Source organism: Rufibacter sp. LB8 (genome assembly GCF_014876185.1).
Classification (GTDB): Bacteria; Bacteroidota; Bacteroidia; order Cytophagales; family Hymenobacteraceae; genus Nibribacter.
Window position 1 is genome coordinate 3,491,046 of sequence record NZ_JADALJ010000001.1, and the last position, 24,070, is coordinate 3,515,115.

General features: G+C 57.4%; 16 protein-coding genes. 9 read left to right on the forward strand and 7 right to left on the reverse strand.

The window, feature by feature from the left end; genetic code table 11:
* Positions 1–249: 249 nt before the first annotated feature.
* The gene (locus IMY23_RS14700) at positions 250–951 is read left to right on the forward strand and encodes a T9SS type A sorting domain-containing protein (RefSeq protein WP_192822818.1); all 702 of its coding nucleotides are present in this window, start codon (positions 250–252) and stop codon (positions 949–951) included.
* 237 nt (positions 952–1,188) lie between these two features.
* Here the strand turns inward: IMY23_RS14700 and mobC (IMY23_RS14705) are convergent, their stop codons facing one another.
* From mobC (IMY23_RS14705) to IMY23_RS14725, 5 genes are all read right to left on the reverse strand, one after another.
* Positions 1,189–3,204: a conjugal transfer protein MobC gene (gene mobC / locus IMY23_RS14705; protein ID WP_192822819.1), complete on the reverse strand. Its 2,016-nt coding sequence runs from the start codon at positions 3,202–3,204 to the stop codon at positions 1,189–1,191.
* A 31-nt stretch (positions 3,205–3,235) separates the two neighbouring features.
* The gene (locus IMY23_RS14710) at positions 3,236–4,411 is read right to left on the reverse strand and encodes a relaxase/mobilization nuclease domain-containing protein (RefSeq protein WP_370589860.1); all 1,176 of its coding nucleotides are present in this window, start codon (positions 4,409–4,411) and stop codon (positions 3,236–3,238) included.
* A 44-nt stretch (positions 4,412–4,455) separates the two neighbouring features.
* Positions 4,456–4,866, reverse strand: coding sequence for a plasmid mobilization relaxosome protein MobC (gene mobC / locus IMY23_RS14715; protein WP_192822821.1), 411 nt, complete (start codon positions 4,864–4,866; stop codon positions 4,456–4,458).
* A 929-nt stretch (positions 4,867–5,795) separates the two neighbouring features.
* On the reverse strand, positions 5,796–7,319 hold the full coding sequence (locus IMY23_RS14720; protein WP_192822822.1) for a T9SS type A sorting domain-containing protein: 1,524 nt from the start codon (positions 7,317–7,319) through the stop codon (positions 5,796–5,798).
* A 10-nt stretch (positions 7,320–7,329) separates the two neighbouring features.
* Entirely contained in the window at positions 7,330–8,070 is a 741-nt protein-coding gene (locus IMY23_RS14725) for a hypothetical protein (protein ID WP_192822823.1), read from the reverse strand.
* Between the two features lie 638 nt (positions 8,071–8,708).
* Between IMY23_RS14725 and IMY23_RS14730 the strand changes: the two genes are divergently transcribed.
* Positions 8,709–11,912 carry an RHS repeat domain-containing protein gene (locus IMY23_RS14730; RefSeq protein WP_192822824.1) on the forward strand — a complete coding sequence of 1,068 codons (3,204 nt, stop codon included), beginning with the start codon at positions 8,709–8,711 and terminating at the stop codon, positions 11,910–11,912.
* Positions 11,913–12,030: 118 nt separating this feature from the next.
* Here IMY23_RS14730 and IMY23_RS14735 read toward each other — a convergent pair whose 3' ends face one another.
* Positions 12,031–12,285 (reverse strand): hypothetical protein, encoded by a 255-nt coding sequence (locus IMY23_RS14735; protein ID WP_192822825.1) that lies wholly within the window; start codon positions 12,283–12,285, stop codon positions 12,031–12,033.
* 546 nt (positions 12,286–12,831) lie between these two features.
* On the opposite strand from IMY23_RS14735, the gene IMY23_RS14740 reads away from it, so the two are divergent.
* Entirely contained in the window at positions 12,832–18,450 is a 5,619-nt protein-coding gene (locus IMY23_RS14740) for a DUF6443 domain-containing protein (protein ID WP_192822826.1), read from the forward strand.
* A gap of 7 nt (positions 18,451–18,457) precedes the next feature.
* Positions 18,458–18,934: a hypothetical protein gene (locus IMY23_RS14745; protein ID WP_192822827.1), complete on the forward strand. Its 477-nt coding sequence runs from the start codon at positions 18,458–18,460 to the stop codon at positions 18,932–18,934.
* Between the two features lie 626 nt (positions 18,935–19,560).
* Here IMY23_RS14745 and IMY23_RS14750 read toward each other — a convergent pair.
* Complete coding sequence (locus IMY23_RS14750) at positions 19,561–19,944, reverse strand: helix-turn-helix domain-containing protein (RefSeq protein ID WP_192822828.1); 384 nt, start codon at positions 19,942–19,944, stop codon at positions 19,561–19,563.
* A 122-nt stretch (positions 19,945–20,066) separates the two neighbouring features.
* On the opposite strand from IMY23_RS14750, the gene IMY23_RS14755 reads away from it, so the two are divergent.
* From IMY23_RS14755 to IMY23_RS14775, 5 genes are all read left to right on the forward strand, one after another.
* Positions 20,067–20,786: a hypothetical protein gene (locus tag IMY23_RS14755; RefSeq protein WP_192822829.1), complete on the forward strand. Its 720-nt coding sequence runs from the start codon at positions 20,067–20,069 to the stop codon at positions 20,784–20,786.
* On the forward strand, positions 20,779–20,967 hold the full coding sequence (locus IMY23_RS14760; RefSeq protein WP_192822830.1) for a hypothetical protein: 189 nt from the start codon (positions 20,779–20,781) through the stop codon (positions 20,965–20,967). The genes IMY23_RS14755 and IMY23_RS14760 overlap by 8 nt, the downstream gene beginning before the upstream one ends.
* A 15-nt stretch (positions 20,968–20,982) precedes the next feature.
* On the forward strand, positions 20,983–21,858 hold the full coding sequence (locus tag IMY23_RS14765; protein ID WP_192822831.1) for a HEPN domain-containing protein: 876 nt from the start codon (positions 20,983–20,985) through the stop codon (positions 21,856–21,858).
* Positions 21,859–22,084: 226 nt separating this feature from the next.
* Complete coding sequence (locus tag IMY23_RS14770; RefSeq protein ID WP_192822832.1) at positions 22,085–22,405, forward strand: HNH endonuclease signature motif containing protein; 321 nt, start codon at positions 22,085–22,087, stop codon at positions 22,403–22,405.
* Positions 22,406–22,768: 363 nt separating this feature from the next.
* Positions 22,769–23,938: a hypothetical protein gene (locus tag IMY23_RS14775; protein WP_192822833.1), complete on the forward strand. Its 1,170-nt coding sequence runs from the start codon at positions 22,769–22,771 to the stop codon at positions 23,936–23,938.
* The last annotated feature ends 132 nt before the right edge of the window (positions 23,939–24,070 follow it).

The window sequence follows — 24,070 nt, forward strand, 5'->3', positions numbered from 1 at the left end:
CAAAAAATCATTAAATTATGAGAAAGTTCTATTTCCTGCCTTTGTGTTGGATTGGATTTATGCCAGTCTTGGCCCAGACTGAGGCTCCTTTCTGTGCTACACCCTCTACTAACCCAGATACTTCACCAATACCCTTAGGGACTATCTGTGGCCCTTCTTCATTTGGAACTTATGACTTCTATAACACTTTAACAACTTGGATTCCAAAGGGTGGCGTGAGTCCTTTGCACCATTCGCCAGTGAAAGTCATTGAAATTAATTTCAATATTTTCCAGCGTATTAATGGGTCTGAGGATTATCAGGATACACAGCTATGACTTCGCTCCGAGGGGACACGCCGCAGGGAACTCAGCTGAACCAGCCGGAGGCTCTGTCAGTGAGAAGGAAGCCAAATCAGAGGCTCAGCTGCGTGCATGGCAACAAAGGGACCAGGTACAGCAAAAGCAGATTGGTTTCATCGCCCAGGAGTTGGAGAAAGTATTGCCGGAACTAGTGGCGAAAGACGCCGAGGGCTATCTAAGTATCAATTACATTGGCCTCATCCCCGTGTTGGTGGAGGCGTTGAAAGAGCAGCAGACGCAGATTGAGGCGCTGCGAACGGCACTCAGCGGACAGAAGGGCACCGGCAGCGGCACACCGGACATCACCAGCGGTAGTTCCGCCCAGGACCTCTTGGCCCAAGACCAATCCGCGGGCTCCCTTGGGCAGAATATCCCCAACCCCTTTTCCCAGACCACCACCGTTCAATACTTCCTGCCCCTGGAGACGAAGAATGCCTTGCTCTATATTTTCGATATGCAGGGCGGCCTTAAGAAGACCATGCCGCTTTCCGGTCGGGGCGAGGGCAGCGTCACCATCTATGGTTCAGAGTTAAGTGCCGGCATGTATATCTACAGCCTCTATGCGGACGGGAAAGAGGTGGACACCAAACGGATGATCCTGACCAAATAAATACCAACCTTACAAGGCTCCTGATTGTCAGGCCCCTTGGGTAGGATATATTCCTGTCCATAGGGTCTTACTGTTGCGTTAGGCTGTAAATGGAATGATTGCCCACGATGGGCCATCTCCATTGTTTTGACGTCTTCCCCTTATTTCCCTTGTTGTTTTATGCTTAGCGCAAGAGTGACTTCGGTTCCTATACTTGCACCTGTCTCTAGGAAGAGGCATGTCCGCTGATTTGACTATTCAGAAAGATAACGGTTGACCAGGGCTCTCCGCGTCTTTTTTCTTGGGTTGACCCTCGGCAGGTATTTTCTCTGAGCTGGCTTGCAGCTTCTGGAGTTCTTCCTGTACCAAGGTTCTGATATCCTCCCTGATCATGTCATAGGTGCTCAGCACTTCCTCTTGGGATATATCCCTGATGGCAGGCAGGGGGGAGTAGCTGGCTTCCTCCCGCTTCAGGGCCTCATGGTTGTTCTGGATCTCACAATGGAAAGCTTTCAAATTGATTTTCGTATCTGGGTTGTCCGCCACCATTCCCACGAATTCGCCGGAGGAGAGGGCAGACACTTTGGAGGCCGGTACTGCAAAATCCAGCTGGGTGGATTTGCTGAACGAGGTGTCAGAACTGTTGACACTGACACTTTTGCGTTCCTGAAGGATCTTCCCCAGTCGCTCAGACAGCAGTTTGGCCGTGTCGCCCGTCACTTGGCCACTGATGATGTTTCCCACCGTGTTCATGATTACCTCCGCCTGTTCCCGCCCGTAGTCCTTCCTCAGCTGGCTGATGTCCTGTACACCCAGAGTGGTGGCCACCTTGTTGGACCGGGCGGTGGCGATCAAACTATCTATGCCATTGAAGTAGATGGTGGGGAACTCATCGAACACCAAACTGCTCTTGAGTTGTCCTTTCCTGTTCACCAGTTTCACCACCCGGGAGACGTACAGGGACAGCACCGCCCCATACACCTGCAGTTTCTGAGGGTTGTTCCCCATGCAGACAACTTTAGGTGCTACGGGATTGTTGATGTCCAGGGTGAAGTCATTGCCAGACAATACGTAGTATAATTGCGGGGATACCAAGCGGGCAAGGCTTATCTTTGCGCTGGCAATCTGGCCCTCCAGCTGCTCCCGGGCTTTGTTAAGATAGGCGGAGATGAAAGGATTGATCAGAGCCTCTATTTCTTTCTGTGTCCGAAGGACCGGGAAGAGGTGGTCATATTCCACCTGCATCAGCTCAATCACGTGCGGCAGGGTGCAGAAGCGCCCGTCCCGGTACCGTCGGAGAAACCAGATCACGGCCGTGAGGAAGTTGATCGGGGACTCCACGAAGAAATCCCCCTGTTTCTTGATCCACTCCCTGTTCAGGCCTAGCATGATGGTGCGGGACGCCTCCGTGGCATCGGTGATGTCCTCCATGCCGTCAGGTGCCAGGGGATTGCACCGGTGCGTTCTGGATAGGTCGTCAAAGTTGATGACGTAGAAGGAGGGCTTCTTTTGAAAGCTCCCTATGTTCCTTAATAATGTGTTATAGGCGATAAGGGAGAGGTCATCGAACTTGAAATCATACAGGAACATGGAGAATCCCTTGCGCAGGTGCTGGGTGATGACATGTCTGATCACAAAATACGATTTGCCGGCCCCAGGCGTCCCTAATACAAGGAGCGCCCGGAACGGGTTGATGATATTGATCCAGCTTGACCGCACTCTGTCCTGCAACCGGTACTTAGCCGGGAGATTGACCGAGAATTCATTTTCCAGCAGCCTTTCCTCTTGGGGGAACGTCTCGTTGGCCATATTGAAGATATCACCTTGGAGGTTGATGGAAATGAGCCGGGAAAGGAGGGTTCCCCCTGCCAGCAACAGCAGGTACCCTGCCGCAGAACCGACCAGGTACAGGAGGGTGGCTATCTCGGAATGGGGCAGTGGTAGGAGGTGACTCCCAAAATAGAAGAGTATCCCGGAAAGAAGATACAGGAGGACGGTGGAACCTCTGATTTTTTCCTCTTTCTTCCCCTTCACCCCTAAGAGAGATACACATAGCAGGAGAAGAGCCATCAGTTTTGGCTTCAAGCGGGAGGTGAACAAGCCGGTTTGGGAGAAAGGGGTAAGGATATGGTCTACTTCCACTGACGTCAACCCCCAGTGCCTGAATGCATCATGGCTGGAAAGGTAGAAATGTAGGAGGACCACACAGATGCTGACGAATCTGGTGAAGTCGGATACATTCCTTAGCCCCTGTAAATTCTCCCCGGTTTGCATGCGGTATTTTTTTAAGCGCGCTGTAATAAGTTTACAGCCCGAATCTCCTTTTCCTTTTTTTTCCTTTCTTCTTGCCCAGAAGAGGGGATTGGCTGTCAACGGGTGATGTAAAGAGGCGCTCCAGGAGCCTGTTGCCGCTTTCTGTCTGATGAGGAGGTCGTGCAGATTTCACTGTCTGCTGATCGGTCTGTAAGCCAATGGAAGGAGCTACATCCGTTATTTGCGTTTCCTCGGTAGTCTTGAATCGTTTCATGAGGGAGTATGCGCTGAAGGCCTTTCCCAAGGAGCTTCCGTTGAAAACGGTCTTGTGCCGGTGGTCAATATAAGTGACACCATAGGTGATGCCCTGCTTATTCTCCCTGAACACCGTGCCAATGCCAAGGGTCTCCAACCGGTGGGCGAATGCTTTTTTGGATACCCCAAAGGCCACCGCGCCGGTGATGGCGGTCGCCAGGCTTTCTTTGAATGGCTGTCTTTTGGCCTTGTTGCGGTCCATCCTCTTTTCCAGAAGGGATAGCGTGGGTTTGCCAGGCAGGGCGCTTGCCTTGAAGGGGACGCCTACCCGGGTACCTTTTTCGTCCAATATGGCATACACCAACCCTTTCTTTTTTCGCATTTCGGAGCCTTCCGAACCGGGGTCTGCCGTCACACGGTACAGGCCGAGTACAGCGTTCAATTCAGCCAGGGAGGTAAAGGCATAGTGTGTTGTCACGAAAGTGACGATGTTGGAGAGGGCCTGTCTGGTTGGCTCTTTGCCGTACTCTACCGGCTGCAGTTCTCTGAATTCCTGGCTTTGGCTTTTTCCTGCCGCCCTCTCCAGTTTGAACTCCCACTCTATTTCCTGGCGGGCTTTCTCTGACAGGGTGCTGCCGATGTTATGGAGGTCTATGCGGGAACCGTTTGCCCGGATATTCGTGGTCACGATATGGAGGTGGGCGTGGGCAGCGTCAAAGTGCCGGTATACCAGATAGGGCTGTTCCCCGAATCCGATCTTCTCCATATACGAGGAGGCTACCTGCTGCATCAGCCCCAGGCTGGGTTTCTCCGTGGGGGCGAAGTTCAACATCAGGTGGAGGGCATTCGTTTTGACGCGGGCATTGAGCAGGGTCAAGTACTCAAAACGCCGTAGCTTTTGGGGAAAGCCCAATGAACCTACCTCCGCACCGAAGCGGGAGGCCAAGATCAATTGGGCTTTCCCCTGTGCCACCTTCCGCTCGTTGTAATGGAGCAGTCCCCTGATACTCTTTCGGCTTATGATTCGCGCAACCATTTCTCCGCCAACTGGCCCACTATTGAAAGCAGGCGGTTGACCTTCTCTTCCACCTGTTGGTATTGCCCCGCTATCTTTAAGGCATAAAACGATTGCTGGGTGTCTAGCTTACTCCCGTGGTGCTTGCGGGTCAATTGGTTGATATTGACCCCAATCGCTCTCAACTCCTTTCTTATTGACGCCAGTTCCTCCATGGGTCCGGAGAGCGAGATGTCCCGATGCAGCATCAGAATTTTCTCTTGGGAAAGTATCCTGCGCGCCACCTCTCCGATGGAGTGGCAATTGCTTCCCTTCCGTATCTTCTCCAATTTCTGGAAGGCTGCCTCGGTCACCCTGGTGCGAATAGGATACTTCAACAGAAGTTCCTGATTCTTTTCTTTTCTTCTAGCCATCTGTTCCCTCTTTTAAAACATTAAATTCCACTGCACTTCCTGCGCGTTCAGGCTTTTAGGAGTAGTAGGCAAAGATTACATTGGATTCAGTAAGGGGATGACAACCACAAAGGGTGGTGAGAAAGAAAAAAGAGGGGCCTACCTGAACTGTTGTCATTCTGTCACTGAAAATGAACCGAACTTACCACTGCACCCGGATGAAAGAGCGCTATGAGCACCTACCCACAGATAGTAAGAAAGGTAACAGCTGAGAAAGCGGTAGAGGTACTGACCCGTAACGGAATTACGCTGGATGTGCGACAGGCACAGAGAGTCCTAGATTTCTTGTACTTTTTAGTCCAATTGGAAATGCGGGAAAACAAGAAGAATTAAAATAGTCGGGTGTGCAGTAGGGTTAGCAGCAACTAAGAACGATGAGAAAAAGGATTCAACTACAGGACATAAGCCGCTTTGGAAGGCGTTTTTTCACAATAGACTTGGTGAGGAATGAAATTACCAGCAGTTCCACTATTAAAGGCGGCAAATCCAAATCAACCTATGCCATCTTACGGATTCTCTAGAAGTAAAGCGTTGCCCAAATTTCCACAACTATAGCTTCTGTAGGGCTAATTCTGAGGTATGGAATTTTCAGGTCTGTTCTATAGTAAAAGTACTTTCATACAGGTTGCCCATCGTCATTTACGCGTCAACAGATGAGAGTATGTCAGGATTAAGTTTACCGAATGGAAAGAATACCTACCAGCCAGCTATTCCCGTTTTATCCACGGTTTCTAAAGTAGTTGCTTCTTATTGAGCATAGAGCTGATGACAATCAGTAGTAAAGGCTTGGGTAAAAAATACCCCTAAGGCATCTTAGGGGTATTGAAAGTTAAGTTGCGGATAGGACGACAACCTGGCTCACCGGGAAAGGTAGAGAGCCGGGCCAGGCATCATCGGCGCACCGCTATCCTCCGTTTCACCGTCTTCCTGCCATCATTGATGCTCAGCACATAGAGGTCAGGAGGCAGGTCAGCGGTAATCACCTCGATTGCAGGGCCCTTGGCCCGTACCTTCTTCTTCAGCTGCCCATAGAGGTTGTACACCTCCACCGTCACCCAGTCCTCGTTGGGAGCCGGCGTCTGCACTGTGAGCCTTTCATCAGAGGGGTTGGGGTGGACGGAGTAGCCCCACTCCTGGTCACCCAGCACCTGCACGGCGAACAGGTTGGAGTAGGCCGTCCCGCAGGAGGTGGGCACCTCCACGTACAGGTAGTACGAGCCGGGCGTGGCGGTGTAGTAGCGCATGTCCTTGGTGCCGTTGCCGTACATGACCACGTCCGGCGGTCCCGGCGCCCAGTACCAGTTGTAGGAGGTCGCCCCGGGCATCTCCTCGGCCGAGACGTAGATCCGGTAGGTATAGGCATACACCTCCGACTCGGCGTATATCTCCGGCGCAGCCGGGGTGGGTGGGGAGATGTACTTGGAAAGGACAAGGCAGCCCCCCACATTGGCGGTGAGAGTCCCGCTGGGCCCGGAGCCGGAGGTGGTGACCGTCACAGAAGTGCCCCCATTCGCGCCGGAGATGGACAGGTTGCCGGACACCGACCAGGTGACAGTGTTGCCGTAGGGCACGTTGGTGACCGAGTACGCCTGGCTCCCGCCACAGAAACTGGCGGGCCCGGAGAGGGCGACGCCCGGCGAGGAAGGGAAACCCACCTGCACCTGCTTGGTGCGCACCAGGGTCTGGCAGGGGCCGGTGATGGTGGCGGTCAGGGTGCCGGCGGTGCCGTTGCCCGTTTTGGAGACCGTGACGAACCCGCCGGTGGCGTTGGCCGGCACCGAGATGCCGCCTGTGGCCGACCAGGTGACGGTGAGCCCCTGCGGGAGGTCGGGGATGGAATATTGAGCGGGCGCACACAACTCGGAAGGGCCTGACACCTTGGGGTCCTTTATATAGTAGGCGTACCCGTCATTGTAAGGAGTGTCGTCCCGGTGGTGCTGCATCAAGGGGCCGTTGCCCCACTTAGAGATGAGTATATTCGTCTGCCCCGCCGATACGGCGGAATGATCGTCTGCGGTGTAGGATACCTTCGAGGGGAACGTCTCGGCGCACCATGGGATGTAACTACCGTCCGTCATATAGGCGTTTTCAGCACTACTGTTGGCCACCCCGATCCAGACCGTCGAGCCACCCTCGGACATGTGCCAGGCATATGCATGGCAGTTGTAGGTGTTGGTGGCCTCCCCGATGACGAAGGCGTTAGGGTAGGTGGCGGTGGCCATGTTGGCCAGGGCCGTTTTCTCACCGGGCGAGAGCTCGCAGGAGGCCGTGCCCGCCGAGATGGATGTCCCCATGGGGGTGGTGACCGAGACTCCGTTGTAGGAGACCTGGTTGAAGCCGCACTCTGTCAGCTGGCCGAAGCCCTCCAGCGCTGCCAGTAACAGCAGGGCGATGATGGTGGTATGTCTTTTCATGGCGTTCCAGTTAAAGTGATTTGAGGTATTCCGCGGCTTCCCTGAACACCAGGTCCGGGATGGTCGGGTCCGCGGCTTCCATCCTGGCCACAAGCGCCTTCATCCTGGCGTACCCGGCGGCATCTGCCATCCTAGACTGCGGCCGGGGAAGTGAGGTCAGCAGGCTCGCCGCGCAGTAGGCTGAGACGAGCCTGGCCCGTCCGCCGAACGTGGGGCCGCCTCTCTCTTTCTCGGCTTTCACCGCAAGCACCTCCCGTAGCAAGGCCTCCTTCTCCCGCTGTCCCACTTTGGACAGGATGCGGTCGTCCGCCACCGTCATCTCCATTGCCGTCAGCAGCAGGGCCTGGCGCCCCATCTCCTCCGGGGAGGCATTCTTGAAAATACTTGGCCGGTGACGGCGGTAGGCTTTCAGCAGGGCGGGGCCCAGGTCTTTCCGGCCCTGCAGCTCCTGGAAGCCGTTGAAGCGGGTCGTCATAGTAGTGAACCCCTCCCTGTACCCGTTGAAGAGGAACATGTCCACGAGCAGGGGATAGTCCAGCAGGGAGGCGATAAGGTCCGGGGTGGAGAGCCTCCGGAGCGCATGCTGGGGAATCTGGGAGACGGCCACTTTCTCCCTATGTGTCTTGAGCGTCTTCCAAGCCTCCGTCCCCGGCCTCACCGGGAACGCATAAGGGGTTTGGGCGGATAAGCCGACGGCCGTCAGCACCGTGAAGGCCACCGTCAGCGCGGCAGCCAATGTAATTTTTTTCATATGCAGCGTGTATTTAAAATTGTAGGATATAATAAAAAGTGGAGGATATAATGAATGATGTTGGTTCAGGGGAGGGAGGTTCAGGGAGGCCTGAAATTGTGCACGGCTATTTCCTTGACAGGGCCTAAGTGGCTGGCAAGGATAACGGGAAGAAAAAGGGCATGGGGGATGTCCATTTCGCTGACAGGTAAGCGGGTAAAATATGAATGGCAAAGCCGGGCCTTAAGCACGGAAATCCATTGTTTGTTTCTGTTGCCTGTCTAAGCAAAACCCGTAGTCGGCGGTAATGAGAGGTGAGTGGTATGCCTGGGTAAGCTACCGAATGTTTTAAATTTCCGCAAGCGCTTCCCCTGGTTACCATTTACCTTTTGACAATAGGCAAATTGCTCCCGCCAGTTTCCAGGGTGAAAAAGTAGGAGGCTAGGCATTGATATGTCCTTACCGTTATTTCTTCTTGATGCTCAATAAAATAAAAATCTAAAGGTAGTTATCGGGATTACTTTTTTCTTTACATTAGGACGACCTTTCTGGTAGCCTATCACAACCTCGGGCCGTCAAATGGTGATTACATAGCTTATTGAATATCCTTGCCGAAATCCATACCGTTAACTGTCGGCCCTCCACTGCCGGCCCCCTCCATGAAACACCGCTACCCCCTCCACCTCCTGCGTCTCGTTTTCCTGCTCACGCTGACGATGTCATTGTCCAACCGCTCCTCCGCACAGACCCCGGGCACTCCCATGGGCGTGCCGGTCACGCCCACCGGGTACGGCGCGGTCAAGTCCTTCACGCCGTCCAGCCCGGAGATGACGGCCATGCAGCGCTACGGTGACGTGCCGGTGAGCTACAACACGGGGGTGCCCAACATCCAAATCCCGCTGGGCGAGCTTGCCCTGAAGGGGTTCTCCTGGCCCATTGGCCTGAGCTACCACGCGGGGGGGAACAAAGTGGAGGACTTCGCCTCCTCGGTGGGCCTTGGCTGGACGCTGGGCGCTGGCGGCTTCATCTCGACCAAGGTCGGTGGGGGAGGTGGGCAGTCGGTGGACCGCTTCATGAACCTCACTACGAAGGTGGATTACCGACAAGGGTTCGTCTCTGTCTGCGGACCCAACGGGGACAACTTCACCAACCTGGCAGACATCATGGAGGCCGAGAACCTAATCGCGACGGGGGGGCTGTCAAAACCCGACATCTTCTACCTCAACACGCCCAGCCTGAGCGCCCGTTTCATGCAGAGGGACCAGCAGTACTTCACGGTGCCCGTTACCGACGCCAGGATCTGGTCCGAGAACGGCCCCGACGGCCATCTGGTGTTCTATGCGCTGGACACGCAGGGGAACCGCTACACCTTCGCCAAGCAGGCGGTCTCCTCCAGTAACATGCCCGGAGGGGCGCTGAGCCTCAACCCGACCTACGCCCTCACCCGGGTTGACACGTACCTGGGCGAGCACCTCACCTTTGCCTACGACACGGTCAGCCACCACTACCGCACCCAAGGGCAGGAGATGCGGCAGCGGATGTCCGACGATAACTGCGAGCCCTGCAGGACTAAGCTCCCGAAGGAATACTCGCAGCTCAACGACCTCGGTTACGCCCACGCAGTAGAGCTAGTGATTACCGAGATAGTGGCCTCCAACGGCAAGAAGGTGGTCTTTCAATATGCTTCGCGTTTGGACGTGCAGGAGCGAGAGCGGCTGGAGAAGGTTATTTTCAAGGAGATGCGGGGAGGCTATTATGCCACTCTCCAGGAGTACGAGCTGCTCGCGGGCTATTTCGGCTCGGGGACCGCACAGACTGGGAACCTGAGGCTCAAGCTCACCGGGCTGAAGAAGTCCGGAGCGCAGCTCCCTGGTCTGCGGCACGCTGCCCAGGAGGAATACCACCAGTTCGAGTACGATGCCACCCAACTGCCACCAAGGCTCTCCTATGACATCGATAGCATGGGTTTCTACAACGGGGGCAACGGCAACGCCTCACTGCTGCCAAGCCAGTCGTTCAGGAGTTCCTCCTTCCATAACACAAAGGCGTCTGTCCTTGAGAAGATCACCTACCCGACCGGTGGGAGCACCTCCTTCGCCTACGAGCTCAACACGGGGGGGTGGGGCGGCCTCCGGGTGCGGGAGATAAAGGACTTGGACGCCGACGGGACAGTTCTCAAGAGGAGATCCTTCGTCTACGAGGAGGGGAGCGTGAACTTCGTCCCCTTCACGGCCCACACCTATTTCAGCTTCATCTCCGAGACCGGGACCGATTGCAATTTAGAGACTACATGGAGCGGCGGCGGGCTGTACCGGTGCCCGGTCATCAAGGAGCAGTCCACGCCCACTTACTCCCTCTCCGCCTACTTCGAGAACTCGCTGGGTTACTGCCGGGTGACCGAGTACCTCGACGGGCCAGATGCCGGGGGGCAGGGGCTGGGCGGCAAGACCGTCTACCGCTACAACACGCACATCGACTACAAGGGCCGAACCGCGGTGCTCAACATCCCCTCCACACTCACCTCCAAGGAGACTTTCCGCCGGCTGCCCGGCGGGGGGTACGCTCTCGTCCAGTCTGAGGACAGCTTCTACGAGGTCCCGGTTGACTCGGGCCCCAATAACTCTGCGATCGACTCGGTTTACTTCAGCCAGCCCGACGGCCCGCGGGACGTCCGCCTCTTCTACAAGGAGATCGAGGAAGTGAGGCCCGACATGGAGTTGGTGTTCGAGGGTACCCCCGACGAACCCGGCCTGAAGTTCTTCGTCTGCTTCCCGCGGGTGTACCTTCAGCGGGACTACCGGCTGGACCTGGTGCCCCTCTATCTGACCAAGACGGTCAGCAGGAGCTACCCGGACACCGCCACTGTGCCCATGAAGGCTGAGACGGTCTACGCCTACGAGCCGGAGCTGGTGCAGCCCTCCGCCGTGAGCAGGCTCCAGAGCGACAGCACGGTGGTGACGGAGTACACCAAGTACTCCAACTCCCCAGTGCTGCCGGCCGGGTACTCCCCGGCGGAACAGGCGGCGGTGCAGGGGCTGGTGGCGGCCAACGTCATCACCCCGCTCTGGCAGCGGACTGAGGTGGGCGGGGTGCCCACCTACGAGCGGCAGGTCTTCTACGGGGCCTTCCCCGTGCCCGGCCAGCCGAGCGAGAGCAAGTACCACGCGCGCCGGGAGACGCTCAGCCCCACGGGCGGGCCGGAGCGGCGGCAGATGGAGGTGGTGGCCTATGACGCCCAATGGAACCCCGTCGAGATCCTGGAGGACGGGGTCAAGCGGGTCTCCTCCGTTTACACCCCCCGGGGGGAGGTGGCGGCGCAGTGCGCGGACGCGTCCCACGGCGAGATCGCCTTCTCCTCCTTCAACGGGATAGGGGGCAGCGGCTTCACGGTGGGCGCCCAACCGAGCTACTCCACCGACGCCTTCGCCTCGGGCAGCTCCCTGAGCATGAACGGGCAGTCCCTCTCCAAGCAGGGGCTCACGGCGGGAAAGGCCTACGTGCTGGCCGGCTACCGCAAGGGCGGGGCCGTCTCCCTCTCAGGTGGCACCGCCACCGCGACGAGGGTCGGCCCGCCGCTGCCGGGGGGGTGGGAGTACTTCGAGACGGAGTTCACGGCGGGCGGCGCCTCCATGACGGTGACGGGCGCCGGGCTGTTGGACGAGCTGCGGCTCCACCCCAGGGGCACGCACATGGCCTCCTTCGTCTACGGGGACGCCATAGGCATGGTGACCGCGAAGACTGACCCGAACGGGCTGACGGTGTTCTTCGAGTACGACGCGCAGGGCCGGCTCAAGCTGGCCAGGGATCGGCAGGGCAACATCCTGAAACACTACGAATACCACCTGAAGGAGCAAGCGCAGTAAGGCCTGCGAACTTCCGATTCCCCATTTCCCCAACAGCCAGAAACCACCCTCCATGGAGAACAAATACCCCACCCATAGCCAGCCCAATACCAAGGGCGGGAAACCCAAGGCGCCGGGCCTACGCCTGCTGCTCACCCTTCTGATCACAATGCTGCTCCCGGCGGCTTCCCTCGCCCAGGGGATACAGGGGCCGAGCTACGCCCAGGTGGGCGACGGGTCCCAGACTTACACCTTCTACGGGGAGCAGACCTGGCCGGCCTCGCTGCCCAGCGGCAGCTTCATGGTCTCCGGCGGCAGCGTGGTGGGCCAGGGCTACACCAATGACGGCACGGGGCAGTACGTGCAGGTGGAATGGACGACGGCTGGTAGCCACTCCGTGAACTACGATGACTACAACACCTCCCAGACCTACTACCACCCGGTGACGGTGGGCGTCCCCACCCCGACGGCCACCCCCTATATCTCCTCCAGCGGCTGCGGTTCCTCGGTGCTCGCCCACTCGGGCACGCCCCCCTCCGGGGTTGCCTGGTACTGGCAGAACTCCGGCACCTACACCACGGCCCTGGGGTCGGCGGCCACCCTTACGGTGACGGGCAGCGGCACCTATTTCCTGGTGGCGCGCAGCGGCACCTCCTGGAGCTCGGCCACAAGCGGCGTGGCGGTGACGGTGAAGCAGAACCCAACCGTCACCCTATCAGCCACCGCGACGACGGTGTGCCAGGGCACCTCCGTGACGCTGACCGCCGGGGGCGCGACCAGTTACAGCTGGTCCGGCCCGGGCATCACCACCCATACGGCCGGCACCCTGACCGTCACGCCCACGGCCACCGGCACCTACACCGTGACCGGCGCCACCACCGGCTGCTCCGCCACGGCCAGCGTCACCGTCACCGTCAACCCCCAGCCGACCGTTTACTCCATGACCGGCGGAGGCAGTATCTGCTCCGGCGGCTCGGGCGTGGCCGTGGGGCTCTCCGGCAGCCAGGCCGGCGTGAGCTACCAGCTCAGGAAAGACAACGTCAACACAGGCTCCCCGGTAGCCGGGACCGGCTCGGCCCTGAGCTTCGGCAGCCAGGCGGCGGCTGGCACCTACACCGTCACCGCCACGCACGGCACCGGGGGCTGCGCCAAGCCCATGGCCGGCTCCGTGGCCGTGACCGTGAACGCGCTACCCAATTTATATACCGTGACGGGCGGGGGCAGTATCTGCTCCGGCGGCTCGGGCGTGGCCGTGGGTCTCTCCGGCAGCCAGACCGGCGTCAGTTACCAGCTCAAGAGAAACAACGCCAACGTGGGCAGCCCCGTGGCGGGCACTGGCTCCTCGCTCAGCTTCGGCGGCCAGGCGACCGGCGGCACCTATACCGTCACCGCCACTGCCTCGGCCACCTCCTGCGCCCGGGCAATGACCGGCTCGGCCACGGTGACGGTTAACCCGCTGCCCGTAGCCTACGCCATGACAGGTGGGGGCGGCATCTGCGGCGAGGGAGCGGGCGTGGCCGTGGGGCTCAGCGGCAGCCAGACCGGCGTCAGCTACCAGCTCAGGAGGAACAATTCAAACGCGGGCGCCGCGCTGACCGGCAGCGGCGGGGCACTCTCCTTCGGGTCCCAGACGCAGGCGGGCACCTACACCGTGATGGCCACGGCCACGGGGACCGGCTGCGCCAGGCTGATGTCAGGCTCCGCCACCGTCACGGTGAACCCCGTCCCGACGGCGACCATAACCGCCAGCCGCTCCACCACGCTCTGCGCCGGGGAGACGGTGACCCTCACCGCCGGAGCGGCGAGCTCCTACCTCTGGAGCAACGGCGCGACCACGCAGAGCATCACCGTGGGCGCGTCTGGCGGTTACTCCGTCACGGTCTACAACGCCCAGGGCTGCCAGGCGACCTCGGCCGCCGTGCAGGTCACGGCCAACCCGAGGCCGGTGGACGCGGCCATCACCGCCAGCGCGACCCAGATATGCCTGGGGCAGGCGGTGACGATCTCCGTCTCCGGCGGCACCGGCACGCCTTACTTCTGGGGCGACAATATGGATACCCCTGAGGAGTGGGACGTCTTCCAGACGGCCTACGGGGGGCAGACCAGCTTCTCCCACACGCCCACCCAGCCTGGCACCTACCGCTACCACGTGCGCAACAGCAACTCCTGCGGTTTCTGCTGGGACAATGGGGGCACGTGCCACACCTCCAACTTCGTGGACGTCACCGTCGTGGCGACCCCCACGGTGTCCGTCTCAACGCAGGGGGGCAGGGGGACGAAGCCCGGTGTTGAGTTGGTAGCCTCCGGTATCGGGGCCGCCTCCTTCCAGTGGTACCCGGCGCTTGGCCTCAGCTCCACCGTGGGCGCCTCCGTCAACGCCTCGCCCCTGCAGACCACCACCTACACCGTCACCGCCACCGGGGCGGGCGACTGCACCGCGCAGGCCACCGTGACGGTGCCGGGCAACGACTACAACTACGTCACCGAGACCACGGTGCTGCGGGAGGGCTACAGGTCCGCCGCGGGCCTGGCCGGCGCGGACGCTGACTCCGCCTCCCGGAAGGTCACCTACTTCAACGGGCTCGGCTGGGGCATGCAGACGGTGCTCGTGCAGGCGTCGCCCAATAAGAAGGACATCGTGACGCCCGTCACCTATGACGCCTTCGGAAGGCCCGACACGACCTACCTCCCCTACGTGAACGGCGCGGGCGGGCTCTTCCAGCAAGGTGCCGTTGCCGCGCAGGGCCTCTTCTACAGCCAGGCCGCCAACCCTGACCCCCTGACCATTAAGGACAGCCGCCCCTACGCGGTGGCCGTGTACGAGGCCTCGCCGCTGGGGAAGGTGACCAAGCAGGGCGCCCCGGGGCTGGCCTGGCAGCCGGACGCCGACCCTGCGCCCGTGAGCGATGACCACACGGTGAAGCCCCACCAGCGCGCGAACGCCGCCGGCGAGGTAAGGCTGTGGCGCCTGGACGCCGCCATCGGCCTCTTCTACACCCAGGGGCACTACGCCGCGGGCGAGCTGCTGGTGTCTGAGACCCGGGACGAGAACCACGCCTACACCGTGGAGTACAAGGACAAGGATGGGCGGGTGCTGATGAAGAAAGTGCAGGAGTACGGGGCTATCTCCAGCACCGTGCCTGAGCTGGGTTTCCTAGTCACACAGTACCTATACGATATCTATGGTAACCTCAGGCTGGTGATCCAGCCGGAGGGCTACGCAACCCACCTGCCCGCTGCCGCGAATGGGCGCATCACGCTGGAAAGAACCTTCACCGACCTCTGGTGCTTTAGGTACGAGTACGATGCCTACCGCCGCCTCTCCGAGAAGCGGGTGCCGGGCGCGGGCGCGGTGGAGATGGTTTACAACAAGCTGGGGCAGCCGGTGCTGCAGCGCGACGCGGAGCAGGCGCTGAAGGGCCGCTGGTCCCTGACCAAGTACGACGCGCTGGGCCGGCCGGTGATGGCGGGCGAGCTGGCCGACACCACCGGCAGGGCGGGCATGCAGGCCGCGGCCGACGCCTTCCCCAGCCAAACGGGCAAGCAGCTGCATGAGGAGCGGAACACCACCGCGCTGGGCTACACGCTGGACAAATCCTTCCCGGCGGTGGGCGACACGGCCAAGCTGCTGAGCGTGACCTATTACGATGACTACACCCACGCGGCGCTTTCTGGACTGGCCTTCACGCCGGAGAGCGGCTACGCGTCAACTGACGCTATTGCGCAGGTGCGGGGGCAGGCCACGGGCTCAAAAGTAAGGGTGCTGGGCACCAGTACTTGGCTCACCTCGGTGACGTATTTTGACGAGGACTACCAGCCAATACAGGCTATCTCACAGAACTACCTGGGCGGCACTGACCGCGCCACCACCGTGTATGACTTCGCGGGCAAGGCACTCTCCTCCAAGGCCACCCACACGGCGCCCACGGGCACGGTGGTGACGGCGCAGCGCATGGCCTACGACCACGCGGGGCGCCTGACGGAGGCCTGGCAAAAGATGGACGGTGACCCAGAGGTGCTGCTGGCCCGCCACCGCTACAACGCGCTGGGGCAGCTGGTGGACAAGGGGCTGCACAGCCGCGACAGCCTCACCTTCATCCAAAGCGTTGACTTCAGGTACAACATACGCGGCTGGCTCACCCACATCAATAACCGGGACCTGAACAACGACGAAGTCACCAATGATGACGGGAACGACAAGTTCGGGATGGAGCTCAAGTACAACACAGACCTGGAAGTGGGCGGGGGGCAGGCGCAGTTCAACGGGAACATTGCAGAGATGCTCTGGAAATCAGGCGGCGACGCCCAGCTCAGGGCCTATGCGTACACCTATGATGCGGCTAACCGCCTTAAGGACGGTCTCTATAAAGCATTGGGTGGCAGCGGCTGGGACCAGGAAGTGGATCAGTTCTCCGTGACGGGCCTCACCTATGACGGCAACGGCAACATAAAGGGCATGCGGCGCAACGGTCTCACCAGCCATGATGCGTACGCGTCCGCCGGCAAGACCTTCGGGCAGGTGGACAGCCTCAGGTACGCCTACGCGGGCAACCGGCTGCGGGCGGTGGACGACGCGAGCACGGCGACGGGCGGCGCGGGCGACTTTAGGGACAACAACAGCAAGCAGTATAATACCGCGGTGTGGGAGTACGGCTACGATGCCAACGGCAACATGACCTCAGACGCCAACAAGGGCATAGGCAAGGTGCGCTACAACCTGCTGAACCTGCCGGACTCGGTGCACATGGGCGCCACGAAAGGGTACATCAAGTACACCTACGCGGCCGACGGGCGGAAGCTGAGGAAGGCGGTGTACGCCACGGGCAGTTCTGCTCCCGTGGTGACCGACTACGCGGGCGGCTACGTGTACGAGCGGGACACGCTGCGCTTCGCCCACACGGGAGAGGGGCGCGCGCTGCACACCCCTGATAAAGATAACAAGTGGCGCTACGAGTACCACCTCAAGGACCATCTGGGTAACCTGCGGGTGAGCGTGGCCGAGGCGGCGAGCACCACCATGATGGCCTCCATGGAGCCGAGCCAGGCGCAGACCGAGGAGGCCAGCTTTGAGCAGGTGGGCGAGACAAGGCACCTGGACCGGGGGCGCTCGCGCTCGGGCAGCCACGCCGCGCTGCTGGGCCTGAACGGGCGGCAGCTGGGGCCCACCACCCGCGTGACCTTGCAGCGGGGCGACAGCCTCAGGGCCGTGGCCCACGCCATGTACGCCAAACCAAATGACAAAACGAATGCCGCCTTCACGGCCGTGCCGCTGGCGGTGGGCAGCCTGGGCGCGGCCGGTGCCGCGGCCATAGGCGAGAGCGCAGGCGGAAAGCTGAGGAAGTACGCCCCGTACCTGGGCGTGGGGCTGGCGCTCGCGCCGGTGCTCAACGGCAGAAACAACAAGGAACCCAAGGCCTTCCTAGTGTACAGCGTGTATGACAGGGACTCGGTGCTGGTGGCCTCGGGCCGCAAGCCCGTGACGGAGGAGGCGAAAGAGGGCTGGGAGAAACTGGAGCTGGGCTACCTGGCCGAGCAGGACGGCTTCGCGGAGGTGAGCGTGGTGAGTTACGAGCCTATGGGCCTCTGGTTCGACGACATAGAGGTGACGGCCTCCGAGCCAGAGATTGTGCAGGAGAACCACTACGACCCGTGGGGGCTCAACCTGGCAGGCATTGAGAAAGCTAATGCGCCCGACCACAAGTTCCAGTACAACGGGAAGGAGAAACAGGAAGAGTTGGGACTTAACTGGCTCGACTACGGGGCCAGGATGTACGATGCGCAACTGGGAAGGTGGCACGCTATAGATCTGATGGCAGATATAGCTCCTAATAAATCTCCTTTTCATTTCGTGAGCAATAATCCCATTAATAGAATCGACCCTACTGGTTTGACAGACTTTAAAATAAACGAAACGACCGGAGCTGTGGAACAGGTTGGTGATTCAAATAATGATGCAACAGATAGAGTTGTACAGACAGATAAGAACGGGAATGTCAAAAGGAAGGGAGAGGGATTTTTAGGTTTTTTAGTTAAGGATAAAAATGTAGGAAAAGCAAAAACAGCTTTTGGCGGTATTGAAAAAGGAATTCTCGAGAATGGCCGGAACTTTAAAAATGAAGACGAAGTAATAAGTGTAGGTGGAGAAGGTCAACCATCCGTTGATGGAGTTAAATCTTTTACATTGCAGTTATCAGAGTATTTAAGAAAGGAAATCAAAGGCTTTTCGTACTCATCTGATGGTTCTGGAAATGTTACAGATATGGTATTAGGAAATTATAGTGACAACACATTTATGAAATCTTATGGTTCAGTTTCCGCACTTCAGAAAAAATATGGAGATAGTTTTTCATTTAATAATGTTTTGCAAGAATTTCACACTCATCCGGATGGTAAATTAGGGGCAACTCAATCTGCACCCCACCTTTCCGATGATGTTGATGGCCTGCAAAGAGATAAACCGCTAATTCCTAACGCAAGTTTTATTATATTGTATAAAATTTCAGGTCAGAAGAGGCCAGAGGAATACAATTATACTCATGAATATATACCTAAAAAGTAATACAAAAATGAAGGAAATATTAATTTTATTCCTTGTGTTAGTTTTTTCTACAAGTAATATTTATTCTCAGAATAAAACAGTTAAAGGAAGAGTGATTGATAATCGTATGGTAACTTTGCCATACGTATCAATTGTGATCAATGACACAGTTAAAATTGGAAGGACAGATTTAAATGGTTTTTTTCAAATAGAGATACCTGATACCGTGAAAAAGATATCATTTATTACCGTTGGAATAGATTTAGCATCTGTAGAGCTTATAGATAAATGTAATGAAGTAGAGGTTGTTATGATGTTAAGCGGTACTTATGATTTTATTTCTCTAAAAAAAGTTGATAAACTTCGAATGAAAAGTTTTAAGAAGCTACCAGAAATTCATAAAGGAGCATTTGAGAAAGGTCTTTTTAAAACAGATAAAGCTTGTTATACGCGAGACTTTATAAATAATTATAAGAAAAAAAGCGATATTAAAACAAAGCTGTAAGCTGGTACCCTGCCAAGGGTATAGTTTTCTAGATGGAGGTTGTAAACTTTAAAATTATGACTGAAAAGATTTCGGTTCCGGTCTATAATTCTGAAAAGTGGTCAGAGACAATCGCCTTCCCCAGTTCTAAACCCAATGCTCCCGCTTTCTTGAGTCTCCCAAAGGTGACTACTGTCATTGAATGTACTCAAGAGGAACTCCGTTCCGATGAAGCTGTATTCCCATTTCAAAGTAGCAAAAAGTGACTTACTCAGCGGGTTTGGCTTTTTTTTACAGGAGATGCTGTTTTTGGCTTCGTTTTGGGAAATGCGCCCGAAAACGCATGCCTTTATTCGATAGCCAGAGCCATTACCACTTCACGAGTTTTAGGTAAGTTCAGCGGTGTTTGTGCGCTGCTCACTTAGTTCAGGCGGGTCACAAAACAAGGCTGGCTTCTGGCTTATTTGTGTTGCGTTCTGCCCTACTTTGGCGCAGCCCATATTCTTCTTCACCAAAAGTTTATCCGGCGCACACCTTGAAACAGGAAGAAAACCAATGCGTTTTTGGCTTCATTTCCGGAAATGAAGCCAAAAACAGAAAGCCCGGCTTTTGGCTGGGCTTTCTGTTTTATACGATGGCTTATTAGTTTACTGTCCGCTCTTTTGCTTTAGCAAATCCGCCTTCTCCCGCTCACTTTTGAGCAGTTGGTCATAGAGCTCTATTATTTTGTCAATCGGGTTAAAGTTCAGGGTGCAGTAAGTGTTAATGGAGGCGTTATCATTAAACGTGCTGGAGATGATGTTGAACACCGCCTCCTCGCTGAAGTTCTTGATGGCCTCGGGGGAGACGCCCAGCGCCTTGGCCACCTTGCCCAACATCTCCTCGTCCATGGTCTCGCTGGCCTCCAGGCGGCTCACGGTCTGCTGGCTCAGGCCCAGCTCGTGGGCCAGGGCCTCCTGCTTGATGCCGCGCAGTTCGCGTATGCGGCTTATCTTCCTCCCAAGGTGCACGGGTCTGCTAGTGGTTTCCATGGCGCTAAGATAGAATTTCTGCGCGAGTAAGAAAAACAGGGGCACCGGTATTTTACCCATGGCCCGGGTGGGGCACACGGGGCGGGCGGCCTACTTTCCCGCACCAGCATTGAAAAAGCGCCATGGAGACAGACCCCCCAACCAATACCCCAGCCGAGCCCGCCCTGTGCCAGCTTACCGCCGCGGAGCAAGAGGCGCCGTATCAGGTGATTACCTGGCTTTTTGACAAGAGCTCTGTGGAGAACCTGCGCGAAGACGTGTGGCAGTATTTTAAGGCAGCCACCTCTGAGCACGCCTGGTTCCAGCTAGACCAGCCCTATGATGCTATTGCCGTAAAAGACTGGCTGGGCAGGCTGATGGAGGCCAGCTGGCTCCTGCTCCAGCGGCGGGAGCTCAGGCACGGCGAGGTCACGCCCTTCCGCCTTCCCCCAGACTCCCTGGCCAGACTAGAGGACAACCGCGCCAAGCTACGGGAGTACCACTGGCTACAGGAAGCGCACGGGGGCCGCATACGGCTGCTTCGGCAACGAGAACTGGACAACCCTTACCTGGTGCTCAAAGACTTCTTCCTGGCGGGGTCACTCCCTGCCTGGCGGGAACTGCTCACCGCCTGGACCGAGTACGCCCTCTGCTACACCAGCCTTCTCCAGGACACCGATGACCCGAACCTGGTGCTGCGCTACGAGCACCTCCAGAAACTGCTGGAAGCAGCGTACTATATCTCCCATTCAATGGGCCGCAAGGAATTTGAGCTGCTACCCGCCCAACCCCAGATGGCCGCGCCGCAGCACCGCCCAGAAAACGGCGCAGTCCCCGCCGCCCCAGTGCAGCACCATGCCTGAGCCCCGGAACCAAGCAGGCTGGGGAGTTGACCACGGCACACAGGAACCTTTGGAGCGCGGGCGCAGCATTCTGCAGACCTATTCAACAGCTGACCTGCTCTGGGAACTCTACCGGGGCTGGGCCAGCGCCGCGCCAGGCAGTGCGCCAGGTGCGCCTGCCCGCATGCACCGCTTTGTATAGGAGCTTTCCCATTATTTGGCGGGCGGTGGGCCAAAACCCGGGGGAGAGCAGCCGGAGCCTTGGGTTAGGCAGAAACAAATCCTGCCCGGCGATGTGCAGGCCATTGTGCGGCTCCTAGCTGAGGCGGTGCAACCGGAGAAAATCTACCTGCTGGGTTACCGAGGCACCGGAGGCACGGCCACCAGGTATCTGGAGCTGCTAGTGGTATTGCCCACCCGTCACCCGCGGTCGTTCGCAGACCTGGAGCCACTGGCAGCCTTCGCCTGCCTGGGCAACCCGCGCGTGTCGTGCACCCTCTGCAAGGCAGACCATGTGCAGCAGATGCTCACAGTGGGGGACGTTTTCTACTCCCTCAGCTGCCTGCCCACTCACCTGGTGTACACAGACGGGAGCCCAGACTTTATTCCTACCCCGCCAGAAGTGCTTTTAAAGCTAACGGCAGACGCCTTGCAGGAGTTCAACGCCAACTTTTCCAGGGCCGTTGCTTTCTACGGCACCGCCCAACGGTTCTGGGCTGAGGGGAACAAGGATTTGGTGCCTTTTCTGCTGCACCAGGCCACGGAGCTCACGCTTCGGGCCATTCTGCTGTCGCTGCTGGGCCGTGAGAAGCGCACCCATTCCCTGAAAGTGCTCCTGCGCCACACCCGCGTGCTGGCCCCGGCGGTACAGGCGGTATTCCCCAGAGATACAGACGCAGAGCGCCAGCTGGTGCACCTGCTGGAGGAAGCCTACCTCAAGAGCCGCTACGAGAGCAGTTTTAGGCTGGAGGATTCCATGATGGAAGAGTTGCTGACCAGGGTGAAGAAATTGATGGCGGTGGCGCAGGAGGTGTTTGAGGAGAGGATGCTAGTAATAGAGGGGCTCTTGGACATAAATGGAATCGTACCTTAAAATCCCTTATTGATGATGTGAAAGCAGGGGCAGCATCACAAAAGGTCTGTTCCGTAGTCAGTAAGAATGTACAATTTGGGAGTCACCTATTTTCTAGGGAATTGTTTGGCTCCCCTGTGAATAATCACAGCTGCTTTCTTATGTGATTTTCCACAGAACGCTTGACAAATCATACATAAGCTACCACCTTTCTGTTTCTTAAAGCAATTAAACAGAAAGGGAACGTATGTACGGAATTTTTAATGAAAGTGCGCGTGGCGGGGCTTTTTCAGAGGCAACAAAACGTGCCGTTTGGAACAAAGGCCAAATAGTACCTGGCTATCATCCAGACTTTATCAGGAAGGATGCCTGTAATGCCTGGATTGAGTGGGAAAAGTACGGGGATGTAACACATGGTGGCACTGGCTGGGAAATTGACCACATCAAGCCAGTGGCCGCAGGCGGGGGTGATGAACTGTCAAACCTACAGCCCCTCCAGTGGCAAAATAACAGGAATAAAGGAGATGCTTATCCGGCCTCTGGTTATTGTATAGTCACTACTAGATAAACTAGCTACAATCAACCTACACTAAGTTTTTGGAGAAAGGGCAATGGCCAATAGGCAGGCAGTATAGCCGTAACCAGATGCAGCACAGGTGCATTCCTGAACTGCCACGTAGCGCCTCTGATACCTTCTACACACGTTTTGGCAATTGGGTGCCACAGGCAAGGCCATTCCCGTTTTCGGGCTCGTTTCCAGAAACGAGCCCGAAAACGGGAACTTAGTGGTATTGTAACTTTTAAGGGGCTATTCCCATTGTCTCACCTACATCAAGATGACCTCTCCAGAAGTTGGGCAGTATGTTTTTTTGACATTTGGTTAGTGCCCGTGCAGGCATAGTAACTGTTTAATTTGTAAGTTGCTGTTACTATGGCCAGAACCCTTCTTTCCGGTGCCTTATTCTTGTCATTCTTTCTGCTCCTGGTAACTGCAGCCCGCGCGCAGGTGACCTTGGGCGCGCTGGAGTGGGTGCAGAAGCTGGAGGGCCTGAAACGCGAACTGACGCAGATAAAAGCCCAGCGAGACAGCCTCTTTGCCGCGCCGCCTGTGGTGCGGGACTCACTCGCCTTAAAAACAACCTTAGACAGTCTTAATGCCAAAGGGCTAGACACGGCCATAGTCTCTCAGTACCGGGACAGCCTCACTATTGCTTTTGCCAAGCAACAGCTCGCCATGAGAGCCAACCAAGAGGCTGAACGGCTGTTGGCGGCTGAGCTGGCCAAGGCAAAGGAGGCCGCTATGGCCGGTCTTCTGCCACGGGAGGCCCAGCTTCTGATAAGTGAGATCAGTTCTGCGCTTGACCCTGCCTCCCTGAAGTCAGCCGCCGCCACGGCGGTTAATGCCGCAGCCGGAAAACCAATTGCCAAAGCCAAAGATGCTGCCAAGGAGGCGGTCAAATATGCAGGCCCCCTGGAGCGGCTGGAGCAGCTCAAAGATGCGCCCTGGCAATACCCTAAGCTGAATGAGTTCAAGGGCAGGCCTTGGCAGGAACGGGTCGTTATTGGTTCGCTCTGGCAGTTCAGTAAGCGCGAGCGGTTCAACGTGGACTTTACGCCCACGGTGGCCTGGCGGCTCTACAGCCTGCTCTCCTTGGGCGTCGGTTTTCAGTACCGCCTCTCCATAGACCCCGGGGCCCGGCCCTGGGTAGGGGGCCCTGACCGGGTGCTGGGCTACGTGCTCTTCGCTGACCACAAAATCAAGAAGGGCTTCTTCGGAAGGCTGCACTACGAGGACCTGCACTCGCCCGTCTCCCAAGACGGGGCCGAGCCGCTGCAGGCTGGAAACAGGGAATGGGTGAAGGGGCTGGCGTTGGGGTTAGGCAAGACCTTTGATCTCTACGGACCGCTGCAGGGCTACCTGCTTGCCCAGTACAACGTGTTACACCAAAGTGGTGAGACGCCATACCTGAGCCCGGTGCAGGTAAGGGTAGGGTTGTCAATACCCATCTCCCAGTTCAAAAGGGAAAACGTCAAAGTGAAAACACCTGCAGTGGAGGTGCCTAGTTTAGAGTTGCCTAAGGTGAAACACCTTGATCAGTAAAGCGAAAATGGATTATTACCAGCCTTTAGCATTTGCCGAAAAATATCTATTTGCCCATAGTGTAGGAGGTAGCAGGGTTAATAGTGGGTTTTAGGCCTTGACTAATAAAATGGCCTTCTACTATTGTTGGAA